Origin of the sequence: Streptomyces sp. NPDC051214 (genome assembly GCF_040682375.1) — a bacterium.
Classification (GTDB): Bacteria; Actinomycetota; Actinomycetes; order Streptomycetales; family Streptomycetaceae; genus Streptomyces.
The window spans coordinates 616,098-634,092 of record NZ_JBFBAT010000003.1 but is presented as its reverse complement, the minus strand read 5'-3'; the positions used below and the strand labels follow the sequence as shown (position 1 = coordinate 634,092).

16 protein-coding genes are annotated in these 17,995 nt (G+C 71.6%); 5 read left to right on the top strand and 11 right to left on the bottom strand.

Annotated features, from left to right (window positions below; translation table 11 throughout):
* Positions 1–35: 35 nt before the first annotated feature.
* Positions 36–779, top strand: coding sequence for a metallophosphoesterase (locus tag AB0M70_RS10785; RefSeq protein WP_365818589.1), 744 nt, complete (start codon positions 36–38; stop codon positions 777–779).
* Between the two features lie 109 nt (positions 780–888).
* On the opposite strand, the gene AB0M70_RS10780 is transcribed toward AB0M70_RS10785, so the two are convergent.
* The 6 genes from AB0M70_RS10780 to AB0M70_RS10755 all read right to left on the bottom strand — a co-directional run bounded on the left by AB0M70_RS10780 (position 889) and on the right by AB0M70_RS10755 (position 8,358).
* A complete protein-coding gene (locus tag AB0M70_RS10780) occupies positions 889–1,077 on the bottom strand; it encodes an antitoxin (RefSeq protein ID WP_363205793.1) in 189 nt (62 codons plus the stop codon).
* Between the two features lie 89 nt (positions 1,078–1,166).
* On the bottom strand, positions 1,167–2,207 hold the full coding sequence (locus AB0M70_RS10775) for a LacI family DNA-binding transcriptional regulator (RefSeq protein ID WP_365818587.1): 1,041 nt from the start codon (positions 2,205–2,207) through the stop codon (positions 1,167–1,169).
* Positions 2,208–2,285: 78 nt separating this feature from the next.
* Positions 2,286–4,718 (bottom strand): glycoside hydrolase family 3 C-terminal domain-containing protein, encoded by a 2,433-nt coding sequence (locus AB0M70_RS10770; protein WP_365818585.1) that lies wholly within the window; start codon positions 4,716–4,718, stop codon positions 2,286–2,288.
* Between the two features lie 12 nt (positions 4,719–4,730).
* On the bottom strand, positions 4,731–6,485 hold the full coding sequence (locus AB0M70_RS10765) for a discoidin domain-containing protein (protein WP_365818583.1): 1,755 nt from the start codon (positions 6,483–6,485) through the stop codon (positions 4,731–4,733).
* A gap of 145 nt (positions 6,486–6,630) precedes the next feature.
* Positions 6,631–7,719, bottom strand: coding sequence for a DUF1996 domain-containing protein (locus tag AB0M70_RS10760; RefSeq protein WP_365818581.1), 1,089 nt, complete (start codon positions 7,717–7,719; stop codon positions 6,631–6,633).
* 408 nt (positions 7,720–8,127) lie between these two features.
* The gene (locus AB0M70_RS10755) at positions 8,128–8,358 is read right to left on the bottom strand and encodes a hypothetical protein (protein ID WP_365818579.1); all 231 of its coding nucleotides are present in this window, start codon (positions 8,356–8,358) and stop codon (positions 8,128–8,130) included.
* 114 nt (positions 8,359–8,472) lie between these two features.
* Here AB0M70_RS10755 and AB0M70_RS10750 point away from each other — a divergent pair, with 114 nt between their 5' ends.
* Positions 8,473–9,492, top strand: a complete 1,020-nt coding sequence (locus AB0M70_RS10750) for a YdcF family protein (protein WP_365818577.1) — start codon at positions 8,473–8,475, stop codon at positions 9,490–9,492.
* 37 nt (positions 9,493–9,529) lie between these two features.
* Here AB0M70_RS10750 and AB0M70_RS10745 read toward each other — a convergent pair whose 3' ends face one another.
* Entirely contained in the window at positions 9,530–10,342 is an 813-nt protein-coding gene (locus AB0M70_RS10745) for a LysR substrate-binding domain-containing protein (protein WP_365818575.1), read from the bottom strand.
* Positions 10,343–10,399: 57 nt separating this feature from the next.
* Here AB0M70_RS10745 and AB0M70_RS10740 point away from each other — a divergent pair, with 57 nt between their 5' ends.
* The 3 genes from AB0M70_RS10740 to AB0M70_RS10730 all read left to right on the top strand — a co-directional run bounded on the left by AB0M70_RS10740 (position 10,400) and on the right by AB0M70_RS10730 (position 12,884).
* Entirely contained in the window at positions 10,400–10,798 is a 399-nt protein-coding gene (locus AB0M70_RS10740) for a DUF5997 family protein (protein WP_365818573.1), read from the top strand.
* A 72-nt stretch (positions 10,799–10,870) separates the two neighbouring features.
* Positions 10,871–11,635, top strand: coding sequence for a DUF2071 domain-containing protein (locus AB0M70_RS10735; protein ID WP_365818571.1), 765 nt, complete (start codon positions 10,871–10,873; stop codon positions 11,633–11,635).
* 151 nt (positions 11,636–11,786) lie between these two features.
* Positions 11,787–12,884 (top strand): LLM class flavin-dependent oxidoreductase, encoded by a 1,098-nt coding sequence (locus AB0M70_RS10730; RefSeq protein WP_365818569.1) that lies wholly within the window; start codon positions 11,787–11,789, stop codon positions 12,882–12,884.
* 264 nt (positions 12,885–13,148) lie between these two features.
* Here AB0M70_RS10730 and AB0M70_RS10725 read toward each other — a convergent pair whose 3' ends face one another.
* The 4 genes from AB0M70_RS10725 to AB0M70_RS10710 are packed head-to-tail and all read right to left on the bottom strand — an operon-like array spanning position 13,149 to position 17,974.
* Complete coding sequence (locus AB0M70_RS10725) at positions 13,149–14,306, bottom strand: XdhC family protein (RefSeq protein ID WP_365818567.1); 1,158 nt, start codon at positions 14,304–14,306, stop codon at positions 13,149–13,151.
* A complete protein-coding gene (locus AB0M70_RS10720) occupies positions 14,299–16,434 on the bottom strand; it encodes a xanthine dehydrogenase family protein molybdopterin-binding subunit (protein WP_365818565.1) in 2,136 nt (711 codons plus the stop codon). Before AB0M70_RS10720 ends, AB0M70_RS10725 begins: the two co-directional genes overlap by 8 nt.
* On the bottom strand, positions 16,431–17,423 hold the full coding sequence (locus AB0M70_RS10715; RefSeq protein WP_365818563.1) for a xanthine dehydrogenase family protein subunit M: 993 nt from the start codon (positions 17,421–17,423) through the stop codon (positions 16,431–16,433). Before AB0M70_RS10715 ends, AB0M70_RS10720 begins: the two co-directional genes overlap by 4 nt.
* Positions 17,420–17,974: a 2Fe-2S iron-sulfur cluster-binding protein gene (locus AB0M70_RS10710; RefSeq protein WP_365818561.1), complete on the bottom strand. Its 555-nt coding sequence runs from the start codon at positions 17,972–17,974 to the stop codon at positions 17,420–17,422. Before AB0M70_RS10710 ends, AB0M70_RS10715 begins: the two co-directional genes overlap by 4 nt.
* Positions 17,975–17,995: the final 21 nt, after the last annotated feature.

The window sequence follows — 17,995 nt, the reverse complement described above, 5'->3', positions numbered from 1 at the left end:
CTAAATTTTCCGTTAGACATGGAGGAGACCGAGCGATGACGGCGTTGCTTGCCCACATCAGCGACCTGCACCTGGACGGCAGCGAACGGGCCACCCGGCGCGCCACGCACGTCATGGACTACCTGCGCGCCCTGCCCCACCCCGTCGACGCCCTCCTGGTCACCGGCGACATCGCCGACCACGGCGACGAGGCCGAGTACGAGGAAGCGGCCCAGATCCTGGCCGCCCCCTTCCCCGTCCTCACCTGTCCCGGCAATCACGACGCGCGCCCCGCCTACCGCAAGGCGCTGCTCGGCCTGGCGCCCGACGACGGCCCCATCAACCAGGTCCACCACATCGCCGGAACAGCCGTCCTGATGTGCGACTCCACCATTCCCGGCCGCGACGAGGGGCTCCTCGACGCGGAGACACTCGCCTGGATCGACGCCACCCTCGCCGCACTCCCCCACGGCACCCCGGCGCTGCTCGCCTTCCACCAGCCGCCGGTCACGCTCCACCACCCCCTCCCCGACGCCCACTGCCTGCGCCAACCCGGGCAACTGGCCGCACTGCTCGAAGCCCACCCCCACGTGGCCGCCGTCCTCACCGGCCACGCCCACACCGCCGCCGCGAGCACCTTCGCCGCGCGTCCGCTGATCGTCGGGCCCGCCATCACCTGGACGCTGCGCCTGCCCTGGGAAGGCGACAAGCCCGCGGACCGCGAACAGCCCCCTGGCCTGGCCTTTCACATCCTCGACGACGACCGCCGCCTGACCACCCACTACCGCGTGCTGCCGTGACAGCCGAGTGCCCCGCCCCCCGCATCACGGGGGCGGGGCGGCAGCGCTGCAGCCACAGCGCGGATGGAAGAGCCCAGGCTATCGGCGGGCACTGACAATCGCGTGGCGTCTATGACTGCGGGGGCTGGTCCTGGTCCCTGCCGAGCTGGTCCCTGAACTTCTCCTGCGCCGTGTCGACCTGGCTCGAGTACTTGCCCTGGGTCTTGTCGTCGACGAAATCACCCGCCTTGTCGACGCCCTTCCCGGCCTGGTCCTCGTGCCCCTTGAGCATCTGCTTGAGCTTGTCCATGACTGACATGGGCAGCCGCCTCTCTGTGTCGCCCCCACAACCAGGCTCACACCGCGCGGCATGATCCGCATCCGGTGGCTCCCAGGGCCCCGCCCCCGCTAGGCGGACTCCCGCACCACGAGCTCCGGCTCGAAGATCACCGAGGTGGGGTCGGTCCGTACGCCCTCGATCTGTTCCTGCAGCAGCCGCGCCATCTCCGCGCCCATCTCCTCGACCGGCTGGCGCACGGTGGTCAGCGGGGGCGTGCAGGTGACCGCCACGCTGGAGTCGTCGAAGCCGACCACCGCCACGTCCTGGGGTGCCCGTCTGCCCTGCTCCCGCAGGACCTGGCACACGCCCTGAGCCATCAGGTCGTTCGCCGCGAACACCCCGTCGGTGTCCGGGTGCTCGGCCAGCAGCCGACGCATCGCCGCCGCCCCGCTCTCCAGGGTGAAACCGCCCTCGGCGACGGGAACGTAGGGCTGCCCGCCCCGCTCCATGCCGTCCTGGAACCCGGCGAGCCGTTCGCGGCCCGCGGGGATGTCCAGCGGGCCCGAGACCGTCGCCACCCGTCGGCAGCCGCGACCCAGCAGATGCTCGGCGGCCAGCCTCGCCCCGTCCCGGTGCGCGAAGTCGACGAACGTGACGCGGGCCCGCAGCGAGGGGCGCGCGAAGAACACCGCGGGCAGCCCGGCCTCGGCGAGCAGCTCCGGCAGCGGGTCCTGGGCATGCGTCGAGACGACCAGGGCGCCGTCCGCGTTGCCGTGGCGCAGATAGGTCAGCACCTGCTGCCGGGAGTCCTCCGTCTCCGCGAACATCAGCACCGGGTGCATGGCACGAGGCCGCAGGAACCCCACCACCCCGCTGACGGCGCGGCCGAAGAAGGGGTCGGCGAACACGCGCGCGGCGAACGCGTTCTGCGCCGTGTCGGTGTGGTCTCCGGCGCCCGAGACGACCAGGGCGATGGTGCCCGCGCGCTGGGTCACCAGGGAGCGCGCGGCCCGGTTGGGCGCGTAGCCCGTACGCTCGATCGCCGCCCGGACCACGTCCTGGATGGCGGGGGCGACATTGCGCACGCCGTTGACCACCCGGGAGACGGTGGCGCGGGAGACCCCCGCTTCGCGCGCCACGTCCTCCAGCGTCGGCATCTGTCTGTCCATCCGGGAACACTAACGCCCCGCGATCGGGCGTCATAGAGCGCTCTCCCGCGCCGCGCACGCCCGCAGACGGCGGCAGCTCTACCCGCGCACCGTCGCCGTCAGGGGCAGATCTCCGGCGCTGCGGCCCGCGAGGACCTGCCAGACACCCGCCTCGGTCCGCCACCGGTGCTCTTCAGCTTCCCAATGGCGCAGCATCCTCGCCGGTACCTCCACCGACGCCGTCACCGTCTCCCCCGGCTCCGCCCGAACCGCCGTGAAGCCCGCGAGCCAGCGCACGGGGCGCTCCACGGCGGAGTCCGGCCGCGCGAGGTAGACCTGCACCACCTCGCGTCCCGGGCGCGGGCCGGTGTTCCGCACCCGCACCTCGACGTCCAGGGCTGCTCCTGCGCCCTGTCGCTCTTGCCTGCGCACAGCCCGAAGGAGCTCGTAGCTCCACGTCGTGTAGCCCAGGCCGTGCCCGAACCAGTAGGCAGGTGCGCGGCCCGACCGCAGCCAGGCCCGGTAGCCGATGTGCAGGCCTTCCGTGTAGGCGAGCGTGCCGTCCCGTGGCCGGGTCTCGCGGACCGGCGCGTCCGCCAGCGTGGCTCCCCATGTGGTGGGCAGGCGTCCGCCCGGCTCGGCCCGCCCGAAGAGGACGTCGGCGAGCCCGGCCCCCGCTTCCTGTCCGGGGAACCACGACAGGAGCACCGCCCCGGCCTGCTCCCGCCAGGGCAGTTCCACGGGTCCGCCCGAGTTGACCACGACCACGGTGCGTGGATTCGCGGCGGCGACCGCCGCGACCAGTTCGTCCTGACGTCCGGGAAGGGTGAGCGAGGTGCGGTCGTGCCCCTCTGCTTCGCTGCCCTCGGTGGTGCCGACGACGACCACGGCGACGTCCGCGGCCCGCGCGGCCTCCACCGCCTCGGCCAGCGCCTGCTCGGGGTCCGGTTCGGGCTCCGTGGCCGTCACGACGAGGGCGCGACCGGTGTCCGGAGCCAGTTCCCTGCGGGCCACGACGTGCGCGCGATGGCCCGCGGGGAGCCATACCGAGGCGTGCCGGCGTGGCGGGTCGAGATGAATGACCGCGGGGTCCTCGGTGTCCCGAGTGAACTCCCCTTCCACCAGGTCCTGTCCGTCCACCACCAGACTCATCCGGCCGTAGCCGCCCACGCCGAACGTCCACTTGCCTTCTTCGCCCGTGCGCAGCAGCGCGCTGACTTCGACGGTGTGGGCCTCCGGCGTGACAGGCGGCTCCAACTGCCGTCCGGAGAGGCGGTGTTCCGAGGAGAGTTCGCGTCCGTCCGCGGTCAGCACCCGCAGCAGTACGCCGGGTTCCCCGGTGAGGGGGTTCGCGCACCGCGATGCGTCCAGCGGTCTGGGCTGTCCGCCCAGGTCAGGACCGGGCGCGTGCAGGATCCGGGCCCGCCCCCGCAGCCGGGCCCGGATCCCCTCCAGCGGTGTGACGACTTCCGCGGGGAAGACCCCGGCGCTGCCTTCTCCCTGCAGGCGCGGTGCGCAGGCGTGCCGTCCGATCACCGCCACGCTGCGCAGAGCGGACGCGTCCAGGGGCAGGATGTCCTCGTTGCGCAGCAGGACGGTGCCGGCCGCGACGGCCCGGCGCAGCAGGCGACGGGCGGTGCCGCCGGGCCAGGCGCGCGGCGGGAGCCCGCGGCCGCCGGCGAGCGCGCCGACGCGATCGGCCAGGGTCAGCAGACGCAGCACTTTGTCGTCGATCGCCTGCTCGGGGACGGTGCCGCTGCGGACCGCCGCCACCAGAGCCGCGCCCCACGGGCCTTCAGGACCGGGCATCGCGAGGTCCTGGCCCGCCACCGCGCTCTGCTCCGTCCGACGTACGGCGCCCCAGTCGGAGACGACGGCCCCGTCGAATCCCCACTCTCCTTTCAGCGGTTCGGCCAACAGCCCGTTCTCGGTCATCGTCGTGCCGTTCACGCCGTTGTAGGCGCTCATGACCAGCCATACGCCCGCTCGCACGGCCGCTTCGAACGGGGCCAGATACACCTCGCGCAACGTCCGCTCGTCCACCCGTACGTCCAGGGTGAGCCGCTCGGTCTCCGAGTCGTTCGCCACGTAGTGCTTGGCGGTCGCGGCCACCCCGTGCCGCTGGACGCCGCGGATCAGGGCGGCCCCGGTCCGCGCGGCCAGTTCCGGATCCTCGGCCAGGCACTCGAAGTGGCGCCCGCCCAGCGGCGTGCGATGCAGGTTCAAGGTGGGCGCCAGGACGGCGTGCACGCCCTTGCGCCGCGCCTCGAAGGCAAGCAGTTCGCCGAGTTCCCCGGCCAGCCGCTCGTCCCACAGCGCACCCAGCGCGGAGGCGGAGGGCAGGAGCATCGACGAGCGACGCTCGTCCCACTCCTCCCCCCGCACCCCGGCGGGACCGTCCGAGAAGACCATCTCCCGCAGCCCCACGGCAGGTTCGGCCCGGGTGCGCCACACGGTGGCTCCGGTCAGCAGTCCCACCTTGCGTTCCAGGTCCAGCCTGCCCACGAGCCGCAGGAGTTCGTCACGCGTCATTCAGCCGTCACCTCACTTGTAGATGCCGAACTCGTAGAGCGAGTAGCCGTATCCGGTGCCTCGCTCCGTTCCGTTGATCCGCACGTAGCGGCCCGATCCGTTCACGTCGAAGTCGTCGACACCGCCATTGCCGCCCCGCACCTCGTGCACGGTCCGCCAGTTCCGCCCGTCGTCCGAGGTCTGGACCGTGTACGTCTTCGCGTACGAGGTCTCCCAGTTGAGCTGGACGTGCTTGAAGGAAGTGGTGGAGCCCAGGTCGACCTGGAGCCACTGCGGATCGCTCCAGTCGCTGGCCCACCGGGTGTTCTGCTTGCCGTCGACCGCGTTGGCCGCGGTGCACGGGCAGTCGCCGCTGCCCGGCTGGAAGGACGAGGCGGTCGCGGGCTTGCCCTGGGCGATGTTCGTGCCGTCGACCGGTGGCACGACCACGCGCACGGACCGTGTCTCGATGCCCACGTTGCCCTTGCCGTCACTGACCTTGACGTAGATCTTCCAGACGCCCGGCTTGTCCGGGGCCGTGACCTTCAGGCGGCCCGACCCCTGGTCCGTGGCGGCCAGCGGGGTGAGCTCCTTGCTCTTGTCCACGTACATGCTGTTGGCGAGCACCTCGTAGGAGAGCGCGTCGCCGTCGGGGTCGCTGACCTTCGTCGTGAGCGTGAGCGGACTGCCCGCCGCGACCTTGCCCGCGTCGCCGTCGACGGCCAGATCGGTGATGACCGGCGGGGTGTTGTCACCGGCCGTGCTGCCCTTGAAGGCCTTCTTCACGGCGTAGTACGAGAGTCTCTTCTGGCCCGCGGGCAGCAGGTTGAACCACACGCCGCCGAAGTCGTACTCCGTTCCGTAGTGGAACAGGGTGGCGCCGAGCGCGACGCCCCGGTGGCCGGTGACGCAGTCCCAGGCCTTGGTGTAGCCGGCGGCCTTCGCGCGGTCGGTGGGCTCCTCGGGAACCCCGTTCGCGTCGTCGGGGACCTCCCACTCGCCGGCGGGCCCCGACTCGGTGACTATGTAGGGCTTGTCGTAACCGCCCTGCTCCCAGTCCGACTTGATGTCACACGTGGCGTCGTAGGCGTTGACGGCGTACAGGTCGAGGTCGGGGGCGTTCTTCTTGTAGTACGGCCAGGCACCGGTCCAGGCGTCGGTGGACGTGACGGGGTGGTTGGGGTCCACGGCGTGGATCTTCTTGGCGACGTCGTTGACGAAGGTGGTGTACGCGTTGCGCTGCTTCTCCAGCTCATCCCCGGCGTAACAGTTCTGCAGCCCCAGCACCGACTCGTTGCCCACGTTCCACATCAGGACGCCGGGGTGGTCCTTGTAGGTGCCCACCCACTTGGGGAACTCCTCGAGCATCTGATTCTTGTACGCGGTGTCCGTCAGGTAGTTGACACAGCCGCCGCTTCCCGGGCCGCCGCCGGGCTGCAGCCAGAAGCCCGCGACGACCTTGACTCCATGGGCGGCAGCGGAGTCGAACAACGGCTTGCTGGAGGCGTCGGTGCCCCAGGTCCGGATGGTGTTGACGCCCATGGACCGCAGATCGGGCAGGTACTTGTCCGCGTCAGCGACGGACGGGCCCCAGGTCAAGCCCTTGACCTGGTAGGGCGAGCCGTCGACGGTGAGCTGCCAGTTGCCTTGCGAACCGGTCACCTTCACGACACTGCCGGCCGCGTGCGCCTGCTGGGCGGGGAGCGCGAGCGCACCGGTCACCAGCAGGCCCGCGGTGGCGGGGGCGACGATGGCGCGGAGGGAGCGGGCGGTACCAGGTCTACGCATGGGGGTCTCCTGGGCGATGAGGGCGTGGGGAGGATGCGGAAGGGGCTGCGAAGAGGGCGCGAAGTGCGTGCGGAGTGGAGCGGCACCTGCGAAGGGCAGGCTGGGCGGAAGGGAGTCGGCCCAGTCCGCCCTTCGCAGGCCGAGGTCACGGAAGCTCGTAGTTCTCGTCGAGCGCCGCGCCCGCTTCGGGGTGGGTCTGGTCGTAACCGCGCGGGTCGCACTGCAGACCGCCGACGATGCAGTGGTCCACCAACGCCTTCAACGTCGCGTCGTCCCACGCGCTGAAGAAGTCGTAGTGGAAGGAGTGGCCGGTCCCGCTCGCCAGGCGGACCTTCGACATGTCCCCGTTGACGGGGAACGCCATCTTGAACTCGATCATCGGCAGGGCGACGGGGTGGCTCGTCGGGCAGACGTTGTCGTTGGTGCCGTTCTTGACCACCGGGTAGGACATGTGGCTCTGGTGGTCAGGGGAGTCCAGGGTCTTGCCGTCCCAGCAACTGGGCGCCTGGAAGCGGATGTTGAGCTGGGTGTCCCGGCTCGTGGGGCAGTTCTTGGGGAAATCGACGTTGAAGTAGCTCTCCCCGCACTCCCACCCTTCGACGAAGCCAGGGTGGTCACGGAACTCCTGCGCGGACTGCATCGGACTGCCGACGACGAACCTGAGCCCCCTGGGGAACGGCCGCACACTCGTGTAGTCGGTGACCCCGGCCTTGTAGTAGATCGTCTGGTCCCCTACGGGCCGCACCTCCTGGTCACCGTTGAACAGGGTGGGCATCCAGTACGCCGACCTGTCGCCGGGAGCGAGGCACTTGGTGGAACCGGCGTCCAGGGACGCCGTGGTGCTGTGCGCGTTCGTCGTGGTGTTCCCCATGAACGTGTGGTCGTGCGACTTGCCGGGCTGCCCGGGGTAGACGATGGGGTCGTCGGGAGCCGTGTGCGTCACCGAACAGTGCGCCTGGAACTCGTGGAAGTAGCGGTGCGGCGGCTGCTCCGCCGATGGCGCGGCGCCGGTCACGGGGTGCTTCGCGGGGATGTACCCGTCCTCGTCGGCGTCCTCCGCCGACATGCGGGTGGACGCGGCCATGGTGTGACCCGCGTGCGCTGTCGAGGCCTTCGCCGTCCGGGAATCGGTCGCGTGGTCGGCGCTCACCGCTATGCCGCCGATACCCAGAGAGCTCAGTATCAGGGCGCCCGCGATCAGCGCTCCTGAGATCGTTCTCGATCTCCGTGCCATGGAGACCTCCTGCCACGTGGAGAGGGATGGGGGGACCGGCCTGCCGGGAGCCGTGGCCGTGCGCTCCCCGGACGCCGGGAGTGGGCGCCCTGACCACGAACAGGTCGAGAGAGTCGGGAGAGCGCTCTCCCGGAGTGTTCCCACCGTGACGCGAGCGTGTCAAGAGAGGGGGAACCACTGAAGGCCCGCAACTGCCGCCTCATAGGGGGCAATTGCTGCCCTTCAGCGGCAAGGCGGGGAGTGGGGGCGTCGGCGTTGACGTGGCATGCGGAGACGAGGACGATACGAACTGGGAGAGCGCTCTCCCTCCAGTCCGCAAGTGCCCCACGCGCCCTATGTGTGCCCCGGGGGTGGGCAATGAGCAGCGGGGCCGGGACGCGTACGTCCCGGCCCCGCGTGGGTCGTGCTTCAGAGTCCCTTGGTGCTGGAGATGTCCGGGGCGACCACACCGGAGCCGGCGCCGGGCATCGGCGGGGCGTCCTCGCCCCACTGACCGGCGTCATCGAGCACATCCAGAGCGCCCGCGGCGCGGGCGGGTTCCCTCACGTCCGCGGTGTCCGCGCCCTGGGGCGGGCTGATCGCGGCGATGACAGCCCCGGCGGCGAGAGAGGCAACGGCCAGTACGCTTCGCTTCTTCATACCGGGGTCAACTCCCCTCCGCCCATAAGGGCACGGCCTGGCCCCCGAGATCACTACAGCGGACGTCTACGGTTACGGTCCAGGACAGGGGTTGACCAAGCCTAGGCTGTGCGGATGTTGGTCTACGCCCCCGCGGCCCTCCTCTTCCTCGTCTTCTGCGTGCGCGTGGTGCGCGAGCGCAGGAAGTTCAGCAATGCCGTGATCCTGGGGCTCGCCGTGCTCTGTGCACTCGCGGCCTGGCTGTTCCACCTGGTCAGGTCCGGCTCGGCGTCAGGTCAGGCCGTCGCGTGGGCGCTGCTGGTCCTCGGCGCCCTGAGCATCCTCGTGCTGACGTGCTTCCTGTTCTCCAACGGCCTGCAGATGGTGCGCAAGGAAGGACGCAGCCCGACCAACCTGCTGTCGCTGCTGGCCGCGTTGGCGATCCTGTCGGTCGTGGCGCTGGTGGTGATGGCCGTGGTCGTACGGACGCCCGTGTGGGTCGGGGTGGGAACGGCGGCCGGTGGCCTTGCCGCCTATCTCGCGTTCCTGTTCTTCTGCTTCGTCTGTTACGCGTTCCTCTACGGGCGGCTGCGGGTGCACCGCAAGGCCGACTTCGTGGTCGTACTCGGCTCGGGGCTCGTCGGTGGGTCCACCGTGCCGCCGCTGTTGGCCAGTCGTCTCAGGCGGGCGCAGTCGGTGCACGCGCGCCTGGCCGAGCGGGGCGAAGCGCCGGTGCTCATCACGTCGGGGGGCCAGGGGCCGGACGAGGATCTACCGGAGTCCCACGCGATGGCCGACGATCTGGTCGCACACGGTTTCCCGGCCGCCCTGATCGAGCGGGAGGACCGCTCGACCACGACCGAGGAGAACCTGCGGTTCAGCAAGGCGATCATGGAGAAGGCGAAGCCGGACTACCGGTGCGTGATCGTCACGAACAACTACCACGCCTTCCGTGCCGCCCTCACCGCCCGGCGGGCCGGGATCGAGGGCCAGGTGGTGGGCTCACCCACGGCCGCGTACTTCTGGCCCACCGCCACGATCCGCGAGTTCGCGGCTGTGCTCGTCGCCTACAAGCGGACCAACGCGGCGATCTGTCTGCTGCTCGTGCTCGGCGGGGTGCTCGCCTGGTGGGCACAGCGCAACGGCGCCGGGTAGCACGTCGGCCGCCCTCCGGTGGGGGCCAGGAGCGGGGCTACGAGCGTCGGCGGGGCTTGCCCCGCTTGGCCGCCTTCGGCGCGCCGCCGGAACCGCCGCGCGCGTTCTTGCCCGACTTTCCGGTGGGCTTGCCCGTCTTCGCGGCGGGCTTGCCCGTGGTCGGCTTCCGGCGGGCGGCGCCCTTGTCGGGGCTCTTGCGCTTCGACTGGTCCGGTGCCGAGGCGGCCGCGGGAGTCTGGGAGCGGCCGCGGGAGCTGTTGACGGTGCGCCCTCGCACGATCCCGATGAAGTCCTCCACCAGGTCCGTGGTGGCGTCCTCGGGCCAGGACAGCGCGACCCGCGACTCGGGGGCCTCGGTGAGCGGCCGGTAGGTGAGGTCCTTGCGGTGGTGCAGGCGGGCGAGCGACTGGGGCACGGCGAGGACGCCGATGCCCGCCGCCACCAGCTCGATGGCGTCCGCCGTCGTCGCGGGGCGCTCGTTCGCCGGCTGTCCGGGCAGCTTCTCCCACGCGAGGGTGTCGTCGAGGGGGTGCAGGATGATCTCGTCCGCCAGATCCTCGGCGGTCACTGCGTCGACCGCCGCGATCACGTGGTCCTTGGGGATCACCACGACCGTCGTCTCGGTGTAGAGGGGGATCGCACTGAGGTCCGTACGGTCGACGGGGAGCCGTACGAAACCGGCGTCGGCGCCGCCGCCGCGCAGGAGCTCGAAAGCCTCGCCCGGGTCCACGGCCACGAGGGTCAGCGGCACGTCGGGCAGCCGCTCGTTCCAGATCCGCACCCACTTGGTGGGTGTCACCCCCGGGACGTACGCGAGCCTGAAAGAAGAGGTCACCTGCGAGTCCGTCACTCCGCCAGGTTACCGGTCGTGGTCGGCGGTAGCTCACACGCTCGATACCCTGGGGACATGACGTTGCACCAGACCGCCCAGACCATGAAGCCCGCGACCGCGGCGAAGAAGCTGGGTGTGTACCTCGAGGCCACCCCCGCCGAGTTCCAGGAGGGTGTCGTCTCGCGCACCGAGCTGAACGCCCTGCAGACCGAGCCGCCCGAGTGGCTCCAGGAGCTGCGGCGCACCGGACCGCACCCCCGGCCGGTCGTCGCGTCGAAGCTCGGTGTGTCCATCGCCGGTCTCGCGCGTGGCGGGGTCACGGAGGCCCTCACCACGGAGCAGATCGAGGCGATCAAGACCGACAACCCGGAGTGGCTGCAGAAGGAGCGCGCCACCCAGGCCGAGGTCCGCAAGGAGACGGTACGCATCAAGGAGAAGAACGCCGCGGAGCAGGAGCGCCGGTCGCGTTCCTGACCTCGCCCGGACTTCGAGCCCCCGGACCCTGACGCGGTCAGGCCGGGGGCTCCGTCATGCGATCCTGAGGGCGTGGTCCTCACCCCCGCGGCGCCGCAGCCGATAACCGCCGATCCGCCCGCCTCCGCCGAGAACCCGCTGCTCACGCAGTCGTGGCTGGACCTCGCCTTCGTGCACTGGGCCGTGGACCCCGCGGATGTCGCGCCGCTGCTGCCGGCCGGTACGGTCCCCGATCTCCACGACGGGGTGACCTACGTGGGCCTGGTCGCGTTCCGGATGCACCGGGTCGGCTGGTTCCGGCTGCCGGGCATCCCCTACCTGGGCACGTTTCCCGAGACCAACGTCCGCCTGTACTCGGTGGACGCCCACGGCCGCCGCGGCGTCGTCTTCCGCTCGCTCGACGCCTCTCGCCTGATTCCGGTGGCGGTCGCGCGCGGCGCCTTCCGGTTGCCGTACCAGTGGTCGCGGATGAGTATCCGCCGCAGCGGCGACACCGTCACCTACACGAGTGCGCGACGCTGGCCGGGGCCGCGGGGCGCGCACAGCCGTATCGCGGTCCGGGTGGGCGAGCGGGTCGAGGAGCCCACCGATTTCGAGCACTTCCTGACGGCCCGCTGGGGCATGCACAACACATTCTTCGGACGGCAGATGTTCCTGCCGAACGCGCATCCGCGGTGGCCGCTGCACCGGGCCGACCTGATCGAGTGCGATGAGGATCTGGTCGCGGCCGCGGGCCTGCCCCGGCCGGTCGGGGACCCGGTGAGCGTGCTGTACTCGCCGGGTGTCCCGGTCCGCTTCGGACGGCCTGCCCGGCCCGGCGGCATCCCAACTCCTTGACGCACGCCCGCCCCGACGCCCGGGTGAGGGCGGCGCGGCGGCAACCCCCTTGGACACAGGCCGCGTTCACCTCACGGGCGCGTGGCGCGGCGCCGGGCCGAGGGGAGGAAAAGGTGAGGCCGTGCACGGCGCCCCGTCCTATGCTGGGCGCATGATCGATCTGCCGCTCTCCGCGTTGGAAGTCGCCATGGTCGAGGCGGGTACCTCGCCCTCGGACGCCCTGCGCGCCTGCGACGGTGCGGCCCGGGAACTGGAGCGTCTCGGGTACCACCGGCTGTGGTTCGCCGAGCACCACCACTCCCCCGCCATCGGCACGTTCCCGCCGGCGATCATGACGGCACACACCGCCGCGGCGACGTCGGATCTGCGGATCGGGTCGGGCGGTGTCCTGGCCCCCAACCACGCTCCGCTCATGGTGGCCGAGCAGTTCGCCACGCTCGCGGCCCTGCATCCCGGCCGCATCGACCTGGGCATCGGCCGCGGCCCCGGCACCTTCCACGAGGTGACGGCCCGCGCCCTGCGCCGGGGCGCCGGGCCTGCCACGGACGAGGAGTACGCCAGGGACGTGTCGGCGATCCTGGAGCTCCTCACCGAGGTCGGATTCGGCGAGCTGCCCGAACCCTGGCTCCTCGCGTCGAGCCGCGCGGGGGCGACGCTGGCCGCCGAGCTGGGACTGCCGATCGCGATCGCCCATCACATCCGTCCCGAGAACACCATCGAGGCGCTCGGCCGCTACCGCGAGGCGTTCCGTCCCTCCCCCTGGTGCGAGGCGCCGCGCGTTCTGGTGTGCGTCGAAGTGGTGTGCGCCAAGACCCAGGAACGCGCCGACGAGCTGGCCCTGCCCATGTCCGTCGTGAAGGCAGGTCTGCTCTTGGGGCAGAGCGACACGGCGTTCCCCGGTCCGGCCGACGCGGCGGCCCACCGCTTCAGCTCCCGGGAACAGGACGCGCTGGCCGCCTTCGCCGCGCAGCAGGCCCATGGCACCCCCACGGCGGTGGGCTCCCGGCTCGCGCGGATCGCGCAGGACACCGGCGCCGACGAACTGATGCTGGTCACACCCGTCTATGACCTCGCCGAGCGCGTGCAGTCGTTCGCCTTGGTACGTGAACTCTGCACGGCGCCCCGTGGACAGGGGGGCTGCCAAGGGGCGCCGCTGAACGTGTCCAGGGCTGTTCAGGCCCTCAGAGATCGCGACGGAAGAACTCCACGATCACAGCCCACAGGGCACGGCCGATCAAGGCCGCCGTGATGCGTGTGGCGAGTTCACGCCCCACCTCTGTCCGCTTGGACGACTGACGTTCGGTCATATCTCCTCCTCTCGGTTCGGTCAGGGCACCCGATCGGCCGCTCGATACGGCCGGTCTTGGCGCCCCGCCCCCCAACGCGAGGAAGAGACAGCGTCAACGTACCCTCAGGCACCGCGAGTTCGGAACCACGTGCGAGCACGGACAAGCGCCGCAGTCGGCTCACGACTGCGGCGCTTGACGGTTTGCCGGCCACCGGCCGGGGCTTGCTAGGCGGCGTGGAACCCGGTGGCTCCCTTGCGCGGTCCGGCGTCCGCGTCATGGTGGATCGGCGCGCCCGAACCGGTCAGCGGTAGCCCCGTGCCGCCCCTGCGCGCGGCGATGATCTCGGCGGCGATGGACAGGGCGGTCTCCTCCGGTGTGCGGGCCCCGAGGTCAAGGCCGATCGGGGAGTGCAGGCGGGCCAACTCCTCTTCGGTGACGCCGACTTCCCGCAGCCGTGCGTTGCGGTCCTCGTGGGTGCGGCGTGAGCCCATCGCGCCGACGAACGCCACCGAAAGCCGCAGGGCCACCTCGAGGAGCGGGATGTCGAACTTGGCGTCATGGGTGAGGACGCACAAGACCGTGCGGCCGTCGGTCGCGGTGTCCCGGAGGTAGCGGTGCGGCCAGTCGACGACGATGTCGTCGGCCTCGGGGAAGCGGGCCCGCGTGGCGAAGACCGGACGGGCGTCGCACACGGTCACGTGGTAGCCGAGGAACTTGCCCGTGCGCACCAGGGCTGCGGCGAAGTCGATCGCACCGAAGACGATCATGCGGGGCGGGGGCACGCACGACTCGACGAACAGGGTCAGGGGCTCCCCGCAGCGCGATCCGCTCTCCGAGACGTCGAACTCGCCGGTGCGGCCCGCGTCCAGCATCGCGCGGGTCTCCCCCACCACCGTACGGTCGAGGTCGGGATGTCCGTCCAGGCCTCCTTCGTACGAGCCGTCGGGGTGGACGAGCACGACCCTGCCGAGCAGTTGGGCCGGGCCCCGGGCGACGCGGGCGATCGCGGCCGCGTCGCCGTGGGCTGCGGCCGAGAGCGCCGCCGCGAAGACCTGCCTGCCGGGCGCGTCCGCGCCGAGCGGCGTGACCAGGACCTCGATCACGCCGCCGCAGGTCAGGCCGACCGCGAAGGCGTCCTCGTCGCTGTAGCCGAACCGCTCGCGCACGGTCGCGCCGTCCTGGAGGGCCTGCACGCACAGGTCGTACACGGCGCCCTCCACACAGCCGCCGGAGACCGAACCGATGACCGTGCCCTCGCTGTCGACGGCGAGGGCGGCGCCGGGCGGGCGCGGCGCGCTGCCGCCCACCGTCACGACGGTGGCGACGGCGAAGTCCCGGCCTTCCTGGACCCAGCGGTTCAGTGCCTCGGCGATGTCAAGCACCCGGTGCTCCTCCCGCGTTCAGGACACGGTCGGGGCGAATGGGCAGGTGGCGGTGGCGTACGCCGGTCGCGTGCCAGACCGCGTTGGCGATCGCCGCGGCGGCCCCCACGATGCCGATCTCGCCGATGCCCTTGATGCCGACCGGGTCGTCCGCGTCCGTGTCCTCCACCCAGTCCGCCTCGATGACCGGCACATCGGCGTTGGCGGCGAAGTGGTAGCCCGCGAAGTCGGCGCCCACGTGGCCGCCCGTCGCCTGGTCGCGGTGGGCCTCCTCGTGCAGGGCCATGGACAGGCCCCAGGTCATGCCGCCGACGAACTGGCTGCGCGCCGTCAGCGGGTTGATGATGCGGCCCGCGGCGAAGATGCCGAGCATGCGCCGCACCCGCACCTCGCCGGTGGTGACGTCGACGGCGACCTCCGCGAACTGCGCGCCGAAGGAGTGGCGTTCCTTCTGCGCGAGTGCGCCGACGGCCGCGCTGGTGTCGGAGCGCACGGTGATTCCCTGGGGGGGGATGTCGCCGCCCAGGGCCAGTTGCTCCCGCAGGTCGGCGACCGCTGTCCTGACGGCCCAGCCCCAGGAGCGGGTGCCCATCGAGCCGCCGGAGATCGCCGCCGGACCGAAGTCGCTGTCACCGATGCGCACCCGGACGCAGTCCTGGGGCACCTCGAGGGCTTCCGCGGCGATCAGGGTCAGCGCGGTGCGCGCGCCCGTCCCGACGTCCGCCGCGTTGATCCGCACCGTGAAGGTGCCGTCGGCCTCCGCCGTCGCGGCCGCGGTGGACGGCGCGACGATCACCGGGAAGGTGGCGGCCGCCGTGCCGGTGCCGAGCAGCCAGCGCCCCTCGCGCCGCAGGCCGGGACGCGGGTCCCGATCGGCCCAGCCGAACCTGCGGGCCCCCTCCTGGAAGGCGGAGAGCAGATTGCGGCTGGCGAAGGGCAGCCCGGAGACGGGGCCCACGTCCGGTTCGTTGCGGGCGCGCAGCGCGATCGGGTCCACACCGCACCGCTCGGCGAGTTCGTCGAGCGCGGACTCCAGGGCGAAGGAGCCCGGGGCCTCGCCGGGAGCACGCATGTAGGTCGGTGTGGGCACGTCGAGGCGCACCACGCGGTTGACGCTGCGGTGGGCGTCGGCGGCGTACATCGGGCGCCCGAACCCGGCGCTTCCCTCGACGAACTCGTGGACCGTCGAGGTGAGGCTGTGCGCCTGGTGGTCGACGGCGCGCAGCCGTCCGTCGGCGTCGGCGCCGAGCCTGACGCGCTGGGCGGTGGGGCTGCGGTAGCCGGTGAGCGTGAACAGCTGGCGACGGCTGAGGACGACCCGGACGGGGCGGTCGAGCAGGGTCGCCGCCATCACGGCGAGGATCTGGTGGACGCGTACGCCCTTGGATCCGAAGGCGCCGCCGATGTGCTCGGACCGGACCCGTACCGAGGCGGGGTCGAGCGAGAACAGCTTGGCCAGTTCGTCCGCGACCCAGGTGCTGCCCTGGTTGGAGTCGACGACTTCGAGGCGTCCGTTGTCCCAGCGCGCCATCGCCGCGTGCGGTTCCATCGAGCCGTGGTGCTCTTCGGGGGTGGTGTACTCCTCGTCCACGACATGTGCGGACGCGGCGAGTTCGGTCTCCAGGTCGCCCTTCTCCACCAGGTGGCTCTCGCCGTCGGGCGTGTACGTGCCGGGGTGCTCGGCGAAGAACGCGACGTCGTGCGGCTCCTCCTCGTAGCGCACCACCAGCGCTTCGGCGGCTTCTCTGGCCTGTTCGGACGTCTCGGCGACGACGAGCGCCACCGGCCAGCCGACGAAGGGCACCCGGTCGTGCTGGAAGACCTCCACGATCGGGTCGGGGGCGCCGAGCATGCCGACGTAGTCCCCGTCGACGCGCGGCGCGTTGCCGTGGTGCAGGACGGCCAGGACTCCGGGCATCGCGCGCACGGGATCCGACTCGACCGACAGGACACGGCCGCGGGCGATGGTGGACAGCACCAGCCAGCCGTGGGCGAGTTCGGCGAAGGGGATCTCGCCCGCGTACCGGGCCGCGCCGGTGACCTTGGCCAGGCCCTCCACGCGGGTGTACGAGGCGCCGAGGGCGCTCGACGTCCCGGTGGACGTGGTCGTCGTGGTCTGCGCCGTCATCGGGTCGCCTCCTCGGTGAGCTCGGTCAGCAGGGCGACGACGAGGTTGCGCATCAGCGTCACCTTGTAGCCGTTGTCGGGCAGCGCCTTGGCGGCGGCGAGCTCGGCGTCCGCTGCGGCGGCGAACGCCTCGGCGGTCGCGGGGCCGCCGGTCAGGACCCGCTCGGCCTCCCGGGCGCGCCACGGCCGGGACGCCACCGCGCCGAAGGCCAGGCGCACTTCGCGTACGACGCCGTCCCGGACGTCGAGCGCCGCGGCGATCGAACCGATGGCGAAGGCGTACGACGCGCGCTCGCGCACCTTGCGGTAGCGGGAGTGGGCGGCGACCGGGGCCGGCGGCAGGGTGATGCCGGTGATGAGCGCGCCGGAGGGCAGCGCGGTCTCCAGGTGCGGGGTGCTGCCGACGGACAGATAGAAGTCCGCGAGCGGCAGTTCGCCGGTGCCCTGTGCCGTCTCGTACGCGATGACGGCGTCGAAGGCGGCAAGCGCGACGCCCATGTCGGAGGGGTGGACGGCCACGCAGTGCTCGGTGGCGCCGAGGATGGCGTGGTTGTGGTGTTCGCCCTCGACGGCGGGGCAACCGGTGCCGGGGGCGCGTTTGTTGCAGGGTTTGGACAGGTCGGCGAAGTACCCGCAGCGGGTGCGCTGGAGGAGGTTGCCGCCGACGGTGGCCATGTTGCGCAGCTGGCCCGAGGCACCGGCCAGGACGGCTTCCGCCAACGCGGGGTAGCGGCGCCGCACTTCGGGGTCGGCGGCGAGATCACTGTTGGTGACGGTCGCGCCGATCCGCAGTCCGCCCTCGTCCGTGGTCTCGATGCGGTCGAGGGGCAATTCGCGTACGTCGATGAGCAGTCCGGGCCGCTCCACGCCGGTCTTCATCAGGTCGACGAGGTTGGTGCCGCCGCCCAGGACGCGCGCGTCGGGGTCGGAGCCGAGCAGCGCGACCGTGCCGGGGACGTCGAGCGCCCGCTGGTAGCCGAATTCCCTCATGCCACGGCCTCCGTACCCTTGGTCTCGGCGGCTGCCGCCTGCGCGACCGCCTGGACGATCGACACGTACGCGCCGCAGCGGCACAGGTTGCCGCTCATGCGTTCCCTGATCTCGTCGGCGCTCAGTTCGGGGACGCCCGCTTCGGGCCGTACGTCCGTGGTCGCGGCGCTCGGCCAGCCCGCCGCGTGTTCCTCGATGACCGCGATGGCCGAACAGACCTGTCCCGGCGTGCAGTAGCCGCACTGGTAGCCGTCGAGGTCGAGGAACGCCTGTTGTACGGGGTGCAGTTGGTCTCCCTGCGCCACACCTTCGATGGTGGTGATCTCGCGTCCCTCGGAGGCGACGGCGAGTTGCAGGCAGGAGACGGCGCGGCGGCCGTCGATCAGCACCGTACAGGCGCCGCACTGTCCTTGGTCGCAGCCCTTCTTGGTGCCGGTCAGATCGAGGCGCTCGCGCAGGGCGTCGAGCAGGGTGGTGCGGTGGTCGACGGGCAGCGTGTGCTTTTCGCCGTTGATGTTCAGCGTGATGGCGCTGGACGTCGATGGGGCCACGATCAGCCTTCTTTCGCTTCT